The following is a 17,153-nucleotide window of genomic DNA, read 5'->3' as shown; positions in this document are numbered from 1 at the left end:
ATGCCGCTGAGCCTCGGCTACCTGGTTAAAAGGGTCGTCTGGAGCGTAACCGTCATAGTTGGCGTCGTCGTTCTCTCCTACCTGATAATCATCCTCTCTCCAGGAGATCCTGCGGTAAAGTGGGCGGGCCACCCGCGGGGGCCGGGCGCAGCTAGGGCGGTGGAACAAGCTAGAAAGGAGCTGGGGCTGGATCAACCCCTCCACACACAGATTCTGAACTTCCTGCGCATGGTATTCACCGGCGACCTTGGCCTCTCAATCGCCTACCGTCAACCGGTGTACGACGTGCTGTGGCGCAACTTAGCGGCGACCTTAGAGCTCCTGCTCGTGGCGTACGCCATCGGCGTCCCCCTCGGCTCCTTCCTCGGCGTCTTCGCAGCGCTTCGCAGGGGGAAAAGAGTGGATGGCGTGCTCCAAGCGATGGGTACGGTGTTCGCCAACACCCCGACGTTCTGGCTGGGTCTGGCAATTTTCATGGCTTTGCTGCCTTCCGGTTTTACGGCTTACGGACGGGTTAACGCGGGTCTTGCCCTTTCCACCGGCTTCTACACCATTACGGGCTTTTACCTACTCGATGCCCTGCTCCAGCTCAATTTCCCCGTTTTCGTCGATGCGCTCGTACGTCTCTTGCCCCCGGCACTGGCCGTCGCTGCCTACCCCGTAGGTGTATGCCTGAGGATTGGTCGGACGCTCATGGCGGACGCTCTCCTCGAGGAGTACGTAAGGGCGGCCGCCGCATGGGGGGTTAAGAGAAGAACGATAGTGTGGAGGTACGCTTTTAGGGCTGCGCTGCCAGGTTTAGTTCAGGTCAGCGGCTTAGCGTTCGCGTACAGCCTCGTTGACGCAATGGTGGTCGAGTACGTGTTCGGTAGAGAGGGGTTGGGGCGCCTCCTCTACGATGCAGTCAGCGTTAACGACTTCAGGCTCGCAATCGGGCTCCTCGTAATAGTTGCAGCCTTCTACCTGATCGTCAATACCCTGGCGGACATCGCTCAAGCTCTGATCGACCCAAGGGTGAGACTATGAGCGAGGTAAAGGAAGTGCTGGAGCTTGGCCACGCAGTGAGGCGGGCGTGGGTAAGGAGCACGCGCTTCAAGGTGGGTGTCGCGCTTTCGGGATTCGTTCTGCTCCTCGCGATCCTCGGACCGCTTGTAGCTCCTTACCCTAGCGAAGGAATGGGAGCGGTCCCGCCAGCTGCAGCAGAGCGGGTGGGTAGACCGCCAAGCTTCGAGTTCCCGATGGGTACGGACAACTTGGGTAGGGATGTCCTCTCGCGGGTCCTGATGGGGGCGAGGCTAGCCCTGATCCAGATAGCCGCCGTCGTGGCCGCGAGTCTTGCAATAGGACTAGTCGTTGGAGTGCTGGCGGCGTACTACAGGGGCCCCATCGAGGTCGCGCTGAACTACCTCACTGAGGTCTTCCTTGCCCTTCCAGCGATAGTCGTGGCTCTCGCTCTTCGGCTGGCTTTGGGCCAGGGGTTCCACACGCTTCTCTTCAGCCTCATACTGTCGTGGTGGCCGTGGTACGCGCGCGCATCCTTCGTTTACGCGAGGTCGGTAGTCGAGATGGATTACGTGCTTTTGGCAAGGCTGGCGGGGGTTCCCGACCGGGTTGTTCTCCTTCGGCACGTGCTTAGGAACATCCTACAACCGGTCCTTGTCCAAGCAATCACGGATTTGGGCAGCGTACTGCTGGAAGCTTCCGCCATAAACTTCCTGGGGCTGGGGCTCAAGCCCGACGAGCCCGATTGGGGCATCATAGCCCAGAACGGCTTCAAGTACATAACCTCCATGCCGTGGATCAGCCTATTCCCGGGGTTCTTCATCCTCCTAACCGCGCTCGGTTTCAGCCTGCTTGGAGACGCACTGAGAGAGGAGCTCGACCCCCGCCTGCGAAGGAGGTGGAAGCTATGGTTCTAGCAGTGGTTTCAAGGAATCTGAGCATCGGGTATGAGGAGCTCGACAGCGTGGTCTGGGCCGTTAAAAACGTCAGCCTGGAAATCGAGCGGGGGTCTTCCTTCTGCTTAGCCGGTGAAAGCGGGTGCGGGAAATCAACCCTCGCCAGTGCGATAGCCGGTATACTACCCCCACACGCTGTGACGAGGGGGGTGCTGCTCGTAAACGGGAAAAGCGTCATCAACAATGAGGTACGCGATTATGAAGGGGTTAGAGGGAGGAGGGTTACCTACATCCCCCAGAATCCTGGCTCAAGCCTCTCTCCCTACCTTAAGATTGGAAGGCAGTTCTACCATGTGCTGAATAGCCTGCATGGTCTTGAGAAAAGGGAGGCGTTCGCAAAGGCTAGGGACTACCTGAGGAAGGTGGAGTTGAACCCTGATGACGTCCTCGATCGATACCCCCATGAGCTGAGCGGTGGGATGCAGCAGCGAGCTGCGATCGCTCTCGCCCTCTCGACGGGTGCTGAACTCCTCGTTGCCGACGAACCTACCTCTGCGCTCGACGCCCACCTCCGGCTCCAGATAGTCGAGCTTCTGAGGAAGCTGCGCGAGGAGAACGGCCTTACGCTGATCTTCATCTCTCACGATCTGCTGTTAGCCAGCGCGCTTTGCGAGAAAAGCGCGGTGATGTACGCTGGTAGGATAGTAGAGATCGGTGATACACGCAGCATCATGGAGGCCCCGGCTCACCCGTACACGCGTATGCTGATCGGAGCAATTCCCAGGCTTGGTGATAAGAGGCCGTTGAGATCCTACCCCGGCGAGCCTCCTAGGCCGGGAGAAGAGAAAGCGGGCTGCCCATTTTACGGTAGATGCCCCAGCTCTATCGCTAGGTGCGTGCGAGAGAAGCCCCCCCTTGTTCCTGTGAGTGGTGGACACTATGTCGAATGCTGGCTCTATGCATAGCTCGCCGATAGTGGAACTCGAGGGCGTCACCGCCGGCTACTGGACGACAAATGGATCCTCTATAAGGAAAAGATTTACTCCCGTGCTCAAAGGTATAAAAGTTACAATAAGCGATGGGGAGAGGGTAGCCGTAATAGGTGAGAGTGGGTCTGGGAAAACTACGCTCCTAAAGGTGATACTAGGCATCCTTCCGCCCGTATCGGGTAGGGTGAGGGTGCTGGGCCACGAGATCTACCGTCTGCCGCAACGGCAGCGCTGGAAGGTTACCAGCCAGATTGGTTATGTCCCGCAGGAGCCTGCGAGAGCGCTTAACCCGCGCTTGAGGATCCGAGATATCATAATGGAGCCCCTTGAGCGATCCAAGCTCACTGAAAGAGAGAAGGAAGAAAGGGTAAAGGAAGCCGTAAGAATGGTCCAGCTTCACGAAAGCATCCTCAACTACTATCCGACTCAGCTCAGCGGCGGTATGATGCAGAGAGTGCTGATCGCCAGAGCCATAGTGCACGATCCTGAAATCCTCCTGCTGGACGAACCCACCTCAGCCTTGGATGTGTCCATCCAAGCCCAGATAATCAACCTCTTGGACACAATTCAGAGGAAGCTGGAATGCTCGATGATAACCGTGACGCACGACCTACCTGTAGCACAGTACTTAGCCGACCGAGCCGTCCTCCTGCACAAAGGAACGATCGTTGAAGACGCCCCCTTTGAGGAGCTGATAAGGAGCCCCAAGAGCGAGTTTGCGAAGACCCTGATTCGGAGCTACACGCTAACCGCCTCAGGACTAATCCGATCCGTAGACTAACCCACTCGCTATTATGCTCCTACTCAAACGCAAATAACCTAGATACTACACCACCCCTCAGATGATGCATCCTTTCATGCTGCACCTCTCCTTGAGGTGGGATTAGTTGGTGGTTGCCAAGGATGTGGCTTTCTTCAACGAGGAGTCGAATGTAGCCGTTGTCACCCTCTGGACGAAGAAGGAGGTGGTGGTAGGCAGGCTCGCCGAGGCCGGGCTCTTGGGGAGGGTGCACGCCGTGGGCACGCTCTACACTGTTTACGGAATAAACTACCTGCTGCACACGCTGGCCGAGCGTCCTCAGATAAACGTGCTCATCGTTTACGGCTCCGACCTCTCGGGCAGCGGGGAGGCACTGGTAAGGCTGTTCGGTGAAAAGTCGGTTCCCCCAGACCTTGAATTAATGTGGCCTTTGGAGGTTGTCGAGCCGATTGTTAGAGACGTCGACGTGGTTGATCTTAGGGAAGCTTGCAGAAAAGGGGAGTGGATTAAGCTAGAGGAGGCAATTAACAGACACTACCGACCCGGGGAGCGTAGGAGGGAAACGATCCGGTTGCAGTTGCGTGAAAGCAGGGTTGAAGGGTGGCCGCTCCCGATAAGCGGCCTGCTGATTCAGGAAGGCTCTCTCTTTAGAGCGTGGCTCAAGGCCGTCTACGCCGTCATGGCACTCGGCTCCGTAAAGTGGAGCGAATACGGCGAGCGCCAGAAGCAGCTGCTCAACGTGGTCGTGGCGCTCGGCTTCTACGGGAGCCCGCCGCTCCTGGAGCCGAGGATGCTCGACTACTTCCCGAGAGAGGAGTTTGAAAAGCACTACCGACTGCTGCTGGAGCCTGCCAAGCCGGAAGGGGTCAATTACACGTACGGTGAACGGCTGAGGTCCCATCCAGCCGCAGGTGACCAGCTGGTGGAGCTCATAACGAAGCTTAGATCATCGCCTCACACTAGACGTGCGCTGGCCGTGCTGTGGCACCACGCCCGTGACCGTTCCAGCACGGATCCGCCGTGCATCGTGCTGGTACAGGGGGACGTGACGGATGGCTTCTACAACCACACCGTGTACCTCAGGAGCAACGACATGTACGCGGCGTGGCCCCTTAACGCCTACGCGCAGGCCAAGCTGGCGGAGCTGATCGCAAGTGAGCTGGGTGTGAAGGTGGGGGTTGTCACGCTCATCAGCTGCTCCGCGCACGTGTACGAGCACGATTGGGAGAGAGCCTGGATGCTGATCCACGAGAACTTTGACAAGCTATCCGAGTTCACAGCCGATCCCCGCGGCAATATCCTGCTGCACCCTGAAGGAGGCCGCCTAGAAGTGGAGCACAGGACGCCCCTGGGGCAGCTATCCTCCAGGCTGCGGGTGGGAAGCTACAGGCAGCTGAAGCCTCTCGCCCTCCTCCTCTCACCCGACCACGCCTTCTACCTGGGGTGGGAGGCGAGGAGAGCCCTCGAAAGAGCCATCCGTGGTGAACCTTACAGGCAGGATGAGGACGATTTATAGCTGCCGTTCCTCGCTATGCTTCAGGGGGTAGCCGCAATATGGGCAGTACACGGCATCCCTAGGGATAGCTGCATAGCAGTACGGGCACCTAGCCGATCTCCCCCTTGCAAGTATGATGAGCAGAGAGAATGCTACAGCAGCCACAACGAGGATCGCTGCAACGGTGAGAACCCACCAGGAAGTTAGGCGGGTAACTATACGGTAGGTTGTTACTTCGACCTGGAAACCCCAATTCTTGAACAAAGGAGTTAGATCTTCTTCCGCCGCAGCACTCAGTACCTCCACTAGTTCCTCATTTGATCGAACACCACCTCTCTTCCTAATCTCCTCTGCCACCCGCCGGATGAAGGCCAATCCTCCCCTTTCTTCAGCCAACGATGAAACGATGTAGTAGGAAGCCGCGTAGTAGCGCCCCTCATCCCCAGATGGGTTCCAGAAGCTCACAAATCCCGGTTTTACAATCCCCTCCCTGAACAGTTTCGCAGCCTCCTCTAGACTTTCGATGGTATCGTTAACGTCCAACCCCAACTCTTTGCAAACCTTTAGCGACACGTACTGCGCTACTCCCTCGTGGAACCAGCGCAGCTCGCGTGAGGCTGGCACTCCGAGCGCCCCCAGTATCTTATGGACGAGCTCGTGAACTATCGTAGTCTCCATGTAACCCTCCTTGAAGCGTACCAACGCTAAATTGAGGTGCACAGGACCTTCTCCACCCGCGTTGATGTCCTCACCCATGACGTAGCCTAACGCGCTCAGATCCATCATCGTTGGTAGAAAGAGCTTAAAGTCCAGGTTTTGTGGGCTGTAACCGAAGATTTCACGTAGCATCGGTGTGGCATCCCTCACCGTACTCGCGATCTTGCTCAGTAGCCCCCTGTAGAAGTAGGGTGCTTGCAGGTTCACTCTAATCCCATCGATACTCTCGCTGAGGATGACTTCCTCGATTGGTCTGTCTGGATTGAAATCAATGGTAACGCGCACACCTCCTGCCGAAGTGGTTGGTAGCGGCACGCGCAGTGTTTTACCTTCATACGCATAGGTCACGGGGGCTCCATTGAGCGTAACAGCCCTGAGGGCACCTAGGTCGGAGATCGTTATGACCGCGGAGAAGCTTGAGAGAGGTGACGCACCCAAGAGTGGTGACATGAACCACCCTTTATTCGAAGTGTAGAGGGCAGCGAAGGGGAAGTTGTAGCTGATGTTCAAGATAAGGCCATGGGCCGATGTAACAGTGTAGGCGAAAGTAACGTTGTTATAGAAGTAGGCACTGGTATTTTGAATCGCAATAATCGTGGCATTGCCGCCCGAAAACGTGTAACTCCACTTCTCGAAACGGGGGAGGTACACGGATATGCTCCCACTCGTGTTGTCCCAGATCACCAACCTCACTGTCGCATTTCCACCCTCGCCTACATCGATAAAAACGGTAGCCTGTGGCGCAGCGAAAACGCTCAACGCTAGACAGGTAACTACGCACAATATTAATCCTGTGACTACTCGAAGATCCACGATAGTCCATCGACCCGGCGCTTAAAAGCTGCGCGCCACAATACCTTTTTTATTACTCGCTAACCCCTCCCGTGAAACCATACACAGTGTTCGCCAGCGATCCAGCAATCCTCGTTTCAGACACGCATTACCGCCCGGGTAGTCGGATTATTCGAACGATCATCGCTTTAGCGGCCAGCAGGGGGGCGGAGACCCTGATCGTGCTCGGCGATCTCTTCGACGACTTGCACAGGCCTTTGAGCGCGAGCGGGGTGGGGGAGGCGCTGAGACGCATCTTCAAGGGGGTGAAAGGTCTACGGGTAATTTTCGTGACAAGCCTCTCCAGCCACGACCCCATTCTTCGGGAGCCTGCGCACTTCAAGTCCGATGAGTTGGATTTGCAGGTGTACCCGGGCCCGGTTATCGCGCAGTTAGGAGGGCTTACAGCCTTCCTAACGCACGGAGATTTGGCGCTGCGAAACGGAGCACAAGCCTTCCTCATCAACTTCCTAATGAAATCCCTGGGAAAGGAGCTGTTCCTGGAGAAAGCGTTGAGAAGGAAGCTGCGACTACCAGCGGATTGGTGGTTGTTCATGGGACACACGCACATACCCGGAATCGATTACGAGGCGAGGGTTGCGAACACCGGTAGCTGGCGCGAAAGTTGGGTCCTCGGGATGCCCTACTGGCGCCCTCCATCCAACACGTACCTCTTCGTGGAGTCTGGCCGCGTGGAGCTGTGCCAAGAACTTTTTAAAGCGAAGCGCAGAGGCCACGAAACGTGGCTGAGGAGGAGCGTGCGAAAGACATCACAAAGATAAGAGAGGAGCTGAAAGAGGTAGAACTCCTTGTACCACTGGAGATGTACCTCGCAGCCGGAGTCAGGATCGGTACCCGCATGAAAAGCGCTTTCATGAAGCGCTTCATCTACGGTGTCCGACCCGATGGACTCTACTTGCTCAACGTGCTAGAGACAGACAATCGGTTGAGGATCGCGGCCCGCGTTATAGCGCGGTACACCCCTTCGCGGGTGGTGGTAGTATCAGCTAGGCAGTACGGCTTTAGACCGGTTCAGCGCTTCTGCGCCTTTACCGGTTGCGTACCCATCTTGGGCAGGTTCCCCCCGGGTGCCTTAACCAACCCTAAGTTACCCAGCTACGTTGAGGCGGACCTCCTCGTCGTGACAGACCCGAGAGTGGATACACAGGCTATTAACGAGGCGGCAAAAGTGGGCATCCCGGTCGTAGCCTTCTGCGACACCGATAGCCCGTTGGAGTTCGTTGACCTAGTTATTCCCGCCAACAATAGGGGTAGAAGAGCGCTGGCCCTGCTGTACTGGCTGCTGGCAAGGCAGGTACTAAGGGAGAGAGGAGAACTACCGCCCACCGGCGAGCTACCTGTACCGCCGGAGGATTTCGAAGCAAAGGTCTTAATAACTGGAGAGGTCATCTGAAAACCGTGAGGATCAGGAGGCCCGCAGTCGCTGGGCTATTCTACGAGCGCTCAAGGGAAGGCCTACTAAGGCAGCTTGAGGAGGCCTTTCTCAAGGGACCCGGCGCAAGGCTCCAAAAACCGGGCCCCTATGCTGGCTCCGTACTAGGGGCAGTGGTCCCCCACGCCGGCTACGTGTACTCAGGTTACGTTGCAGCGTACTCGTACGCTGAGATGGCCAGTAGCGGTACCCCAGAAGTTGTCATCCTAGTGGGACCGAACCATCACGCTCTCGGCATGCCTGTAGCTGTATCTGAAGCTGATGCGTGGGAAACCCCGTTGGGCACGGTTGAGGTGGATAAGGAAGTGGCCAAGAGGATTATCGAGTGGAGTGAGGTGGCTGCGCTGGATGACAGCGCCCACGCCTATGAACACTCTCTAGAAGTGCAATTGCCATTCCTGCAATACATATTCGGTGAGAGTTTCAAGATCGTTCCGATCAGCATGTACCTTCAGGAGCCTACGGTATCCAGGAGGTTGGGGAGAGCCATAGCGAGGGTTCTAAAGGAGCTTGGGGTCAAAGCGTACGTAGTGGCTAGCAGCGACTTCACGCACTACGAGGAGGCGCGCAAAGCAGCTGAGAAGGATAGGGCAGCTATAGACGCGATCCTCAGACTCGACGATAGAGGGCTTTACGACGTGATAATCGAGAAAGATGTCACAGCGTGCGGCTACGGTGCGATCATGACGCTCATCGCCGCAGCTAGAGAAATGCCTCCGGTAAGGGTGAAGCTGCTAAAGTACGCGAACTCCGGCGACGTTACCGGTGACTACTCGGAGGTCGTGGGGTACGCCAGCATCTGTTTCTATAGGGAAGCATTATCGTCGCCCGAGCCCTAAATCGCTACCCCACACGGTTTCCCACGGTTAAACGGAAAAAGGTTAAAGAGGGGAGAGACGCAGGCGCAGCCTAGTGAGCATCTTGAGCTCACGAGTACAGAGACTGTTGGCCAGGAAGGACGACCATATACTGTTTTCCCTTCAGCCAGACTCGCAGTTTAAGGTGAAAACCAGTTGGTTTGAGTACGTAGAGTTCGTTCACGTGGCCGCACCAGAAATGAACATGAGCGATGCAACGCTCACTACCGACTTCTTTGGCTTTAAACTGCGCGCGCCCCTTATGATCTCCGGCATGACTGGAGGAACACAGCTGGCCAAAAAGCTCAACCTAATCTTCGCGCGCGTCGCAGAGGATATGGGTATCGCAGTGGGCGTGGGCAGCCAGAGAGCCGCCCTAGAGGCCCCAGAAGTGAGAGACACGTTTAGCGTTGTAAGAGAAGCCGCGGTCAGCGTGCCCGTCATAGCAAACATTGGGGCTAGCCAGCTAGCTGAAGGGTTGAGCTTGGACGCTGTCGAGGACATAGTCGAAATGGTCGACGCGGATGCCATTGCCGTCCACTTAAACCCCCTCCAAGAAGCCCTTCAACCCGAAGGGGAGGCTAGGTACGCGGGACTGCTGGAGCGATTGAGGGAGCTCATAGATCGGGCCCCCGTACCGGTAATCGTGAAGGAGACCGGTGCGGGGATCAGCCGCGAGACGGCAGAGAAGTTGGCGGCAATCGGTGTGAAAGGGATCGATGTGGGAGGGGCGGGGGGGACTTCATTCGCTAGGATTGAGGGGCTACGCGCGCTCTTGAAGGGCGATCCCTTACTGTTGCAACTTTGCGAAGATTTCTCAGAATGGGGTATTCCAACGGCAGCAAGCATTCTCGAGGTAAGAGCTGCGTCAAGTAATCTCCTCGTAATAGCCACGGGAGGGCTTAGAAACGGCATTGACGCTGGTAAGGCACTTAGACTCGGGGCCGATATTTGCGGCTTCGCGTACCCGGTTCTACGCGCGGCGATGGAAGGGGGTTACCAAGGTGCCTTAAACTACGTCCGCAGAGTGATCGAAGGTTTAAGGCGAGTGCTCTTCCTCACCAACTCGAGAAACCTCAACGAGCTGAAAAGAGCACGTATAGTGATTAAAGGTGAACTAAGGGAATGGGTGCTGAGCCGCAAACTACCGGTTGTGATTTAAGTAGCATGCTGGCTGCGGTTTCGCGGCTCGATGTAATCCTTGGGAGCTCTTTCAAACACCTCTAAGTACCTTCTTAACACAGGGGGGATCCTTACAGTACCGTCAGGCTCCTGGTAGTTCTCCACGATAGCCGTTATCGCTCTCGTGGTGGCTATCGCTGTGGAATTGAGGGTGTGAACGTACCCCTCAGCTGGAGCCCCCTTCGCCTTCGCGAAGCGTATGTTGAGCCTGTAGGACTGGTAGTCCGTCGTGTTGCTGCAAGACACCATCTCTCTGTACTTGCCCTGAGCCGGCATCCAAGCTTCTAGATCGTACTTCTTAGCTGCGACTACTCCGAGATCACCTGAGCAGACGTTAACGACTCGGTAGGGGATCCCCAGCCCTTGGAAGAGCTCTTCCGCGTTTCTGATGAGGCGCTCGTGCCATTCCCACGATTCGTCGGGGAGGCAGTATACGAACTGCTCAACCTTCGTAAACTGGTGCACCCTGAATATCCCCTTCGTATCCTTGCCATGTGCGCCTGCTTCCTTCCTGAAACATGGGCTCAGCCCGGCGTAAAGCAGGGGTAATTCATCGCGCGGTATCGTTTCATCCATGTGGAGGGATGCTAAGGGGTGCTCCGCAGTCGCAATCAGGTACAGGTCCTCACCTTCGATTTTGTACACCATGTCCTCGAAATCTAGGAAGCTGATCACGCCCTCAAGGGGCTTCCTCCTGAGCATGTAAGGTGGAATCACTAGACGGAAGCCCTTCTTCGCCAGGTGGTCGAGCGCGTACATTACGAGCGCTAACTCGAGCCACACGAAATCGTCGAACATGTAGTAGAAGCGCGCTCCCGCCACTTTACCGGCTCTCAAGGTATCGATGAGCATCGAGCCTTCGCTGTAATCGGCGTGCCCTAGCGGCTTCCAATCAATCAGCTCGTAATCCACATCGTAACCCTTCGTCTGAAGCTTGAAGCTCTCAAGGTACCCCACCCAGACCCTCGGCTTGCCCCAGAAGCGCACTGGGACGTTATCCTCCTCCCCTCGGCCGATCGGCACGGATTCATGCACTATGTTCGGTATCGATCTTAGAATGCGGTCTCTCTCCTCCTCCACCTTCTGCAGCCTCCTCTCCGCTTCATTCAAGGCTTGATCCAGCCTGCGGGCCTCCTCTATCAAAGCTCGCCTCTCTTCATGGGTGGCTTTAGCTATCCTACTGGCGAGAACATTCCTCTCGTGCCTGAGCTTGTCAATCTCGGCGCGAAGCCTTCTCCACTCCGTATCAAGCTCCAACGCCCTATCAACGACCTCTGTGCTCTCCCCCCTCACTCTCTGAGACCACCTTAACTTCTCAGGATCGTTCCTCAGGTAGTACAGGATCGACCACATACCAATCCCTCTCTGCACACCCCCTTAAGTAGCTGTGTTAGAGTTTTCACCATAAATGTCCCCTCCGCGACCCGAGAGAAGGGGTGCTACAGCGGTGGAGGACCTCTCGAATCCTTCGGAGCATGCAGCCATTCGATGAACTGACGCGACGGGGGCTCCTCCTCGTAGAGGGCCCGCCTCCGTGCTTCCAAAAGCTTCATCTCAATCCCCAATAGCTCGGCGTACGTCAATGCGGCGGGAATCCCTCCACTCGCCAGCTTGTTCAGCCACTCTTCATCGCGCAAAGTGTGGTGGCACACGACAGCCTTAGTTGAGCGTGAAATGGCGGCTAGATTCTCTAAACCTCTTCTCACCATCTCTTTATCCACCTTACGCCCTTCCAAGTAGAGCGGGGGGCCGCCTACCACAACGAGGCTCGGCTTTAACGAGATTATCGCCTTCGCAGCCCTCGATTCCATAGGCCCCTGTACGTCGGGGGCGAAAACGATTCGTGTACCTCCGTACTCTATGAGAAACGAGACAACGCTCCCCATCGGACTCTCGGCACCGTGCGGAAACGGGCCTAACGTCTCGATGTACGTCCTGCCCAGGATAAGGCGTGAACCGTCGGCCTCGATCACGCGGCAGCCCACCTCCCCCAGCTCTCGCAGGAGAATTGCCGCTCTCTTCCGTTGGTTGAAGCTGACGCTTCTATCCGGTCTTTTCGCTAATATCAGCTTGCCAGCGTACGTTTTTTCAAAAATGCTCCGATCGCACCACTCGTAGTAGCTGGTGAAACTGGGTGTATAATGATCCAGGTGGTAGTGGCTTATCGTCACCACGTCACAGCGGGCGGCAAAGCTGGTTATTCGCTCCCGCGCCTCACGCGCCGCTTCAAACTCCTTCGGGTGGGGTGGCAGACCAAAACGCCTTGGAGCCAGTGAAACTCCGGCGTCTAGCAGGATGGCAACATCCGGTGTTACGACTCCGAGAGCCATTGAGCGCACACCTAAGCTCTCCTCTCCGAGTGGGTACAGCTCAATCTTGCCTAGAGCCCAGCCTTTCACCGAGCCAACCCAAGTTTCTGCTCTAAAATTGTTGATGCTCAACGAGTTTTTAAGAATTGGTACGTGCCCCCCTGTTAGTGAAGCTGGTAAAAGAGATCAACGTGATCAAGAAATCGTATAGGAGGGGGCGCCTCGAAGTTGCGGTAGCCTACCCCTCCGTCTACGAGGCTGCAGCGAGAAGTTTGTCAGTTCAGATGCTGTATTTCTACTTGAACTCTTTCGATGAGATCTCGGCCGAGAGGTTTGTTCTAAGGAAGTTAAGGGGCGCAGAGCCCCCGGCTGTTAGCTTGGAGAGCGGACGACCCCTTAGGGATTTCCGGTTGATTGTATTCTCCGTCCACTACGAGCCAGACTACGTGAACATTGTGAGGCTCCTGCTGGCTGGCGGCGTTGATCCTCTCGCTGAGAAGCGTGAGCACGTTGTAGTGGTAGGAGGTCCGCCCGTAATAGCCAACCCCGAGCCCTTGAGCAGGATAGCGGACGTGCTCGTCGTGGGTGAAATCGAGAGCACGATGCCCATTCTAGTGGAGCAAGCTGTCACCTACGCTGGCGATAAGCGGGCGTTTCTCGACAGCTTAAAGCCCGAGCAGGGATTTTACGTGCCTTCAAGGGGGGATGAGCAAGTATCCTTCAACTATCCAGCCGAGCTGCCGCTCGAGTTCCACCCCGCGGCTCAATTCCAACCCGAAAACGGTGAGTGGCGCAGAACCACGATTATAGAGGTGGCACGGGGGTGCTCCCGGCGGTGCCGATTCTGCATGGAGGGGCACATTTTCACTCCGCAGCGCGATCGTCCATTGGAGCAGATCGTGCAGTTAGCGGAAAAAGGTTCCCGATTCAACGGCAGCAACCAATTAACGCTTGTGGCGCTCTCCCTGTTCGATCATCGGGAGGCCGATAGGATCCTGGAGACGCTGATCGAGTCTGGGTACAAGATCTCCCTTCCATCGCTAAGGATCGACACTCTAACCAGGGAGCGGATTGAGCTTCTAGCTAAGAGCGGCCAGAAGACGCTAGTTCTCGCCCCCGAAACAGCGAATGTCGGCCTATCACTGGTTCTCGGAAAACCCCTGCTCGAGGAGCGCCTGCTTGAAGCAACGAGAGAGGCTAGGAGAGCGGGCTTCAAATCCCTGAAGCTGTACTTCATGGTTGGGTTGCCGGGAGAGGGGGACGTGAGGGCTATAGCAAACCTCGTGAAAAGGATTTCCGAGCACAGTGGTTTTCGCGGTGAAAGAGAGCTTAAACTGAGCGTCAGCGTTTTCGTGCCGAAACCGCAGACTCCGATGCAATGGTTCGGCATGGAAGACCCGAGGACTGTTAGAAGGAAGCTTGAAGCTCTGGTATCAGCGTTGGGGGGCATAGCCGATGTGAGACCCTACAAGCCAGCATGGGCATACGTGCAATGCGTCTTATCTAGAGGGGGATCGGAGTTAACGGACGTCCTCATCGAGTGGGCCTTGCGCGGTGGTGGCCTCCATGGCTGGCGTGAGGCTGCTAGGGGGAACGGATTGGACACCGATGCGTACACTCGCCCCTTAGATCCTGGTGCGGAAGTCCCTTGGGCTAAAGTGAGGCTACGGTATCCGCGCGAGTACCTTGAAAGGAGCTACCTGCTCTGCATGAAACAAATATCAGAGCTCGGATAGTTGATCGACGAAGGCAGCTTAAAAAGGCGGTGTGTGCCCACAGCCTCGTGAGGAGGGCGATTGGGCTGCTGCTCTTTGCGATCTTCGCGCTAACAGCGGTAGTATCCGAAGCTCAACAGGTTACACTGATAGGTGTTGTAACGGACATTGAGGGGTCTCCGCTGGAGAATGCAATCATCGAAGCGTACAGGGATGGATCATTCATCGGCTCTACTAGAACCCTTAAGAACGGCTACTTCTCGCTCGTGCTACCCGGGACAGGAACCTACGAGATATTGGCCTACAGATGGGGGTACGAGCGAAAATACCTAAAGCTTGACCTTATGACGACAGGTACAACCAACTTAGGCCGCATAACTCTGGATTACGCACTCAGCGTAAATCTGGGGACCACGTACATCGTTGTAGACCAGGGCTCCACGGTGGAGCTACCCTTGATCGTGTCGAACATAGGCGCGTTCACAATCCTAGTGAATGTGAGCATAGATGCCCCTCCAGAATGGAGTGTAGCGCTTCTGAGCGAGCAGTACATAACCATTAGGAATCTAATAATGAACCCCAGAGACACAAGGACGTTAAAAGTCCGGATACGCGTTCCCGGCCACGCGGAGGGCACAAACGAGCTCACGCTAGTTTTCAGCTACGCTAACGTGACCCAGCGAATACCGTTAACGGTTGAGACGCGTTACAGAGACTGGGAACTCGTAGTACCGTTTTACAGCGAGGTCACCTCGTTTGCTGGCTCTAAGTTTTCCATCCCGTTAAAGATTGTAAACACTTTGGAGCGGAGTGCAGTAATCAATGTCTCGGTGATCCCACCTCGCGGCTGGCTGGCCAGAGTAACTATCAACGGCACGCAAGTAACGTCTTTACGTTTAAATCCCGGTGAAAATACTGTGGCTCTGCTAACCGTAACATTACCTGAAAATGTCGAACCAGGGAGCTACGTAATAGTTTTACAAGCTAAGGCCTTAGATATAGTTTCACGCTCGACAGTTCTCGTCCACGTTGAACCAAGCTACGATCGTTTGGAGGTAGAAGCGCAGTCCCAATTCGTAGTGACTCAACCCGGCGCTAAAGTGACGATACCTCTACGAATCACTAACGATGGGACACGCTCTACAATTGTTAGTTTCGCTGTTAGTGGCCTACCTACGGGTTATAACTGGATCGTAAAGGATGAGTACGAAAATATTCTTTCAGCCATAGTAATTCCCCCCAAAGAATCCCGTAACGTTTTCTTAACGATAGATATACCTCAGACAGCCTCCCCTACAGCAGTAACATTCGTATTTTCTGCTGTAGGTACCAACAGCAGTTCAAAGATAGTTTTAGGTATTAACATTATTGGAAAACCATCAATAAATATTATGAATCAGAATTGGGAGATTGAATTAACACCAGGATCTTCAACTATATTTCAACTTTTGATAGAGAATAATGGTCAAATACCATTAAGGGAAATAAGTATTTCATTGGGTAATGCACCGTTAGGGAACATGAAAGTGGATGTTGAGCCCACGCGTGTGCTAGGCCTTCAACCGGGGGGCAAGGCAGTGTTCACATTAACAGTAGTCGCTAACGATAATCTCGAGCCGGGTAGGTACCTTATCCCCCTGGTGATTAGCGGTGAGGGCATAAGGGAGGAGCGGATATTGGCCGTGAACGTTAGGACTGGAGGCGGGATCTTCTACTCAGTGCTATCGTTACTTGTGCTCGTACTAGCTCTTCTTGCTTACCTACTCACGATAAGGAAGCTGAGAGGGACTGCTCAATGAACGGAGAGCTCCACAACGTCGTGCTATCGTTGTTAGCCGGCCTTCAGACAGTCTTCTCACCCTGCCTTTTCCCAGTTTTACCGGCCTACTTGATCTTTCTAGCCAGACAAGTAGGCAGCTCTCTAAAAGTTACGCTTGCATTCGTAACGGCACTCTCCGTAAGTCTCCTGGTTTACGCGGTCTCCGTAGCAAGCATCGGTCAGGCCCTCCTTATTGCGCTAAGCTTAACGCCTGACACCGTCAGTTTCGTTCTTGCAACCCTTTTCGCCTGTTTAGCATTTATCGAGCTATCCCCAGCTAAACAAATATTCTCCGCTTTCACGTATCGGGGTCTCGAAGTCAAAAAGGTAAGCGTGGCTAGTTCCGCGATGCTGGGGGCCCTCTTTGCTTTAGCCGCTGCTCCATGCGCTTCGGCCCCGCTTCTGGCTTGGACAGCAATCCTGCTATTACATCCCAATTCGGTGCTGCCGAGTCTAGCAGCGTTTTTGGCTGGCGTAGCTACGCCGTTTATAATCATAGCCGCGCTCGCACAAAGCATGGGTCAGAGGGTGCACAGAGGACTTGCTAGAAGTTTCCTGGTAAAGTACAGCTACGAGCTTTCAGCTGTACTGTTTGCCACTTTCTCTCTAGTTGTACTCCTGTCGACCAGCAACCCTCTTTCAATAATTGAAAAGTACGCGCAGATGTTGAGTACCTCGGTATCAGCCCTTCTTTCACTAGCTCTGCTCTACGCGGGCATTAACCTGCTCACTTCAGTACCTCGAGCTGCTAGAGGGAGGTTGCTCATACTAGCCACCTTCCCAATACTAACCGGTATAACCGGTGCCACCAATCTCCTTCTTCTCTCGCAAGTTTTGCCCGACGTATTCAGCAAGCTGATCTTCCACTATTTGATCGCATCAATCGGCGTTGTAACGGCAGCTTTATGGCTATTCTTGAGCATTAAAAATGGGGGGCGTGCCAGCAGGTGGATGGCTCTGACTGCCTTAACGCAGACGCTGTGCTCCATCTTCACCGATCTTTCCACCTTTATTCCGTCCCGCACTGGAGCTTTACTGGGTCACTACTTCCTTTGCATAATTTCTGTGGGAGCGGCTCTCTCGCTACTAGCGATACTCGTCCAAGCGAGAAGGTTAGCTTAGCTTTCG

The 17,153-nt window shown here is 55.2% G+C and carries 15 protein-coding genes; 12 read left to right on the top strand and 3 right to left on the bottom strand.

Annotated elements, in window-relative coordinates:
* From QXF46_03120 to QXF46_03100, 5 genes are all read left to right on the top strand, one after another.
* Positions 1-1,026, top strand: a complete 1,026-nt coding sequence (locus QXF46_03120; GenBank protein MEM0225843.1) for an ABC transporter permease — start codon at positions 1-3, stop codon at positions 1,024-1,026.
* Complete coding sequence (locus QXF46_03115; protein ID MEM0225842.1) at positions 1,023-1,919, top strand: ABC transporter permease; 897 nt, start codon at positions 1,023-1,025, stop codon at positions 1,917-1,919. The genes QXF46_03120 and QXF46_03115 overlap by 4 nt, the downstream gene beginning before the upstream one ends.
* A complete protein-coding gene (locus QXF46_03110; GenBank protein MEM0225841.1) occupies positions 1,910-2,863 on the top strand; it encodes an ABC transporter ATP-binding protein in 954 nt (317 codons plus the stop codon). The genes QXF46_03115 and QXF46_03110 overlap by 10 nt, the downstream gene beginning before the upstream one ends.
* Complete coding sequence (locus QXF46_03105) at positions 2,838-3,668, top strand: dipeptide/oligopeptide/nickel ABC transporter ATP-binding protein (protein ID MEM0225840.1); 831 nt, start codon at positions 2,838-2,840, stop codon at positions 3,666-3,668. Before QXF46_03110 ends, QXF46_03105 begins: the two co-directional genes overlap by 26 nt.
* A 109-nt stretch (positions 3,669-3,777) precedes the next feature.
* A complete protein-coding gene (locus tag QXF46_03100) occupies positions 3,778-5,163 on the top strand; it encodes a thymidylate synthase (GenBank protein MEM0225839.1) in 1,386 nt (461 codons plus the stop codon).
* On the opposite strand, the gene QXF46_03095 is transcribed toward QXF46_03100, so the two are convergent.
* Positions 5,158-6,618: a zinc ribbon domain-containing protein gene (locus tag QXF46_03095; GenBank protein MEM0225838.1), complete on the bottom strand. Its 1,461-nt coding sequence runs from the start codon at positions 6,616-6,618 to the stop codon at positions 5,158-5,160. The genes QXF46_03100 and QXF46_03095 overlap by 6 nt on opposite strands.
* Positions 6,619-6,743: 125 nt before the next feature.
* On the opposite strand from QXF46_03095, the gene QXF46_03090 reads away from it, so the two are divergent.
* From QXF46_03090 to fni, 4 genes are all read left to right on the top strand, one after another.
* The gene (locus tag QXF46_03090; protein ID MEM0225837.1) at positions 6,744-7,472 is read left to right on the top strand and encodes a metallophosphoesterase family protein; all 729 of its coding nucleotides are present in this window, start codon (positions 6,744-6,746) and stop codon (positions 7,470-7,472) included.
* Positions 7,433-8,104: a 30S ribosomal protein S2 gene (rpsB, locus tag QXF46_03085; GenBank protein MEM0225836.1), complete on the top strand. Its 672-nt coding sequence runs from the start codon at positions 7,433-7,435 to the stop codon at positions 8,102-8,104. Before QXF46_03090 ends, rpsB begins: the two co-directional genes overlap by 40 nt.
* Before the next feature lie 5 nt (positions 8,105-8,109).
* Positions 8,110-8,982 (top strand): AmmeMemoRadiSam system protein B, encoded by an 873-nt coding sequence (amrB, locus tag QXF46_03080; protein MEM0225835.1) that lies wholly within the window; start codon positions 8,110-8,112, stop codon positions 8,980-8,982.
* Positions 8,983-9,055: 73 nt separating this feature from the next.
* Complete coding sequence (gene fni / locus QXF46_03075; GenBank protein ID MEM0225834.1) at positions 9,056-10,162, top strand: type 2 isopentenyl-diphosphate Delta-isomerase; 1,107 nt, start codon at positions 9,056-9,058, stop codon at positions 10,160-10,162.
* On the opposite strand, the gene serS is transcribed toward fni, so the two are convergent.
* Together serS and QXF46_03065 are read right to left on the bottom strand one after the other, a co-directional pair.
* Complete coding sequence (serS, locus tag QXF46_03070; protein MEM0225833.1) at positions 10,159-11,553, bottom strand: serine--tRNA ligase; 1,395 nt, start codon at positions 11,551-11,553, stop codon at positions 10,159-10,161. The genes fni and serS overlap by 4 nt on opposite strands.
* 68 nt (positions 11,554-11,621) lie before the next feature.
* A complete protein-coding gene (locus QXF46_03065) occupies positions 11,622-12,581 on the bottom strand; it encodes a hypothetical protein (GenBank protein ID MEM0225832.1) in 960 nt (319 codons plus the stop codon).
* A gap of 77 nt (positions 12,582-12,658) precedes the next feature.
* Here QXF46_03065 and QXF46_03060 point away from each other — a divergent pair, with 77 nt between their 5' ends.
* Genes QXF46_03060 through QXF46_03050 form a run of 3 tightly spaced genes read left to right on the top strand, consistent with a single transcriptional unit; the run spans position 12,659 to position 17,147 of the window.
* The gene (locus tag QXF46_03060) at positions 12,659-14,227 is read left to right on the top strand and encodes a radical SAM protein (GenBank protein ID MEM0225831.1); all 1,569 of its coding nucleotides are present in this window, start codon (positions 12,659-12,661) and stop codon (positions 14,225-14,227) included.
* Positions 14,228-14,274: 47 nt separating this feature from the next.
* A complete protein-coding gene (locus tag QXF46_03055) occupies positions 14,275-16,005 on the top strand; it encodes an NEW3 domain-containing protein (protein ID MEM0225830.1) in 1,731 nt (576 codons plus the stop codon).
* Positions 16,002-17,147 carry a cytochrome c biogenesis protein CcdA gene (locus QXF46_03050; GenBank protein ID MEM0225829.1) on the top strand — a complete coding sequence of 382 codons (1,146 nt, stop codon included), beginning with the start codon at positions 16,002-16,004 and terminating at the stop codon, positions 17,145-17,147. The genes QXF46_03055 and QXF46_03050 overlap by 4 nt, the downstream gene beginning before the upstream one ends.
* The last annotated feature ends 6 nt before the right edge of the window (positions 17,148-17,153 follow it).

This window comes from Thermofilaceae archaeon, from assembly GCA_038731975.1.
Lineage (GTDB): Archaea > Thermoproteota > Thermoprotei > Thermofilales > Thermofilaceae > JANXEW01.
This window is presented reverse-complemented; position numbering and strand designations above follow the sequence as displayed.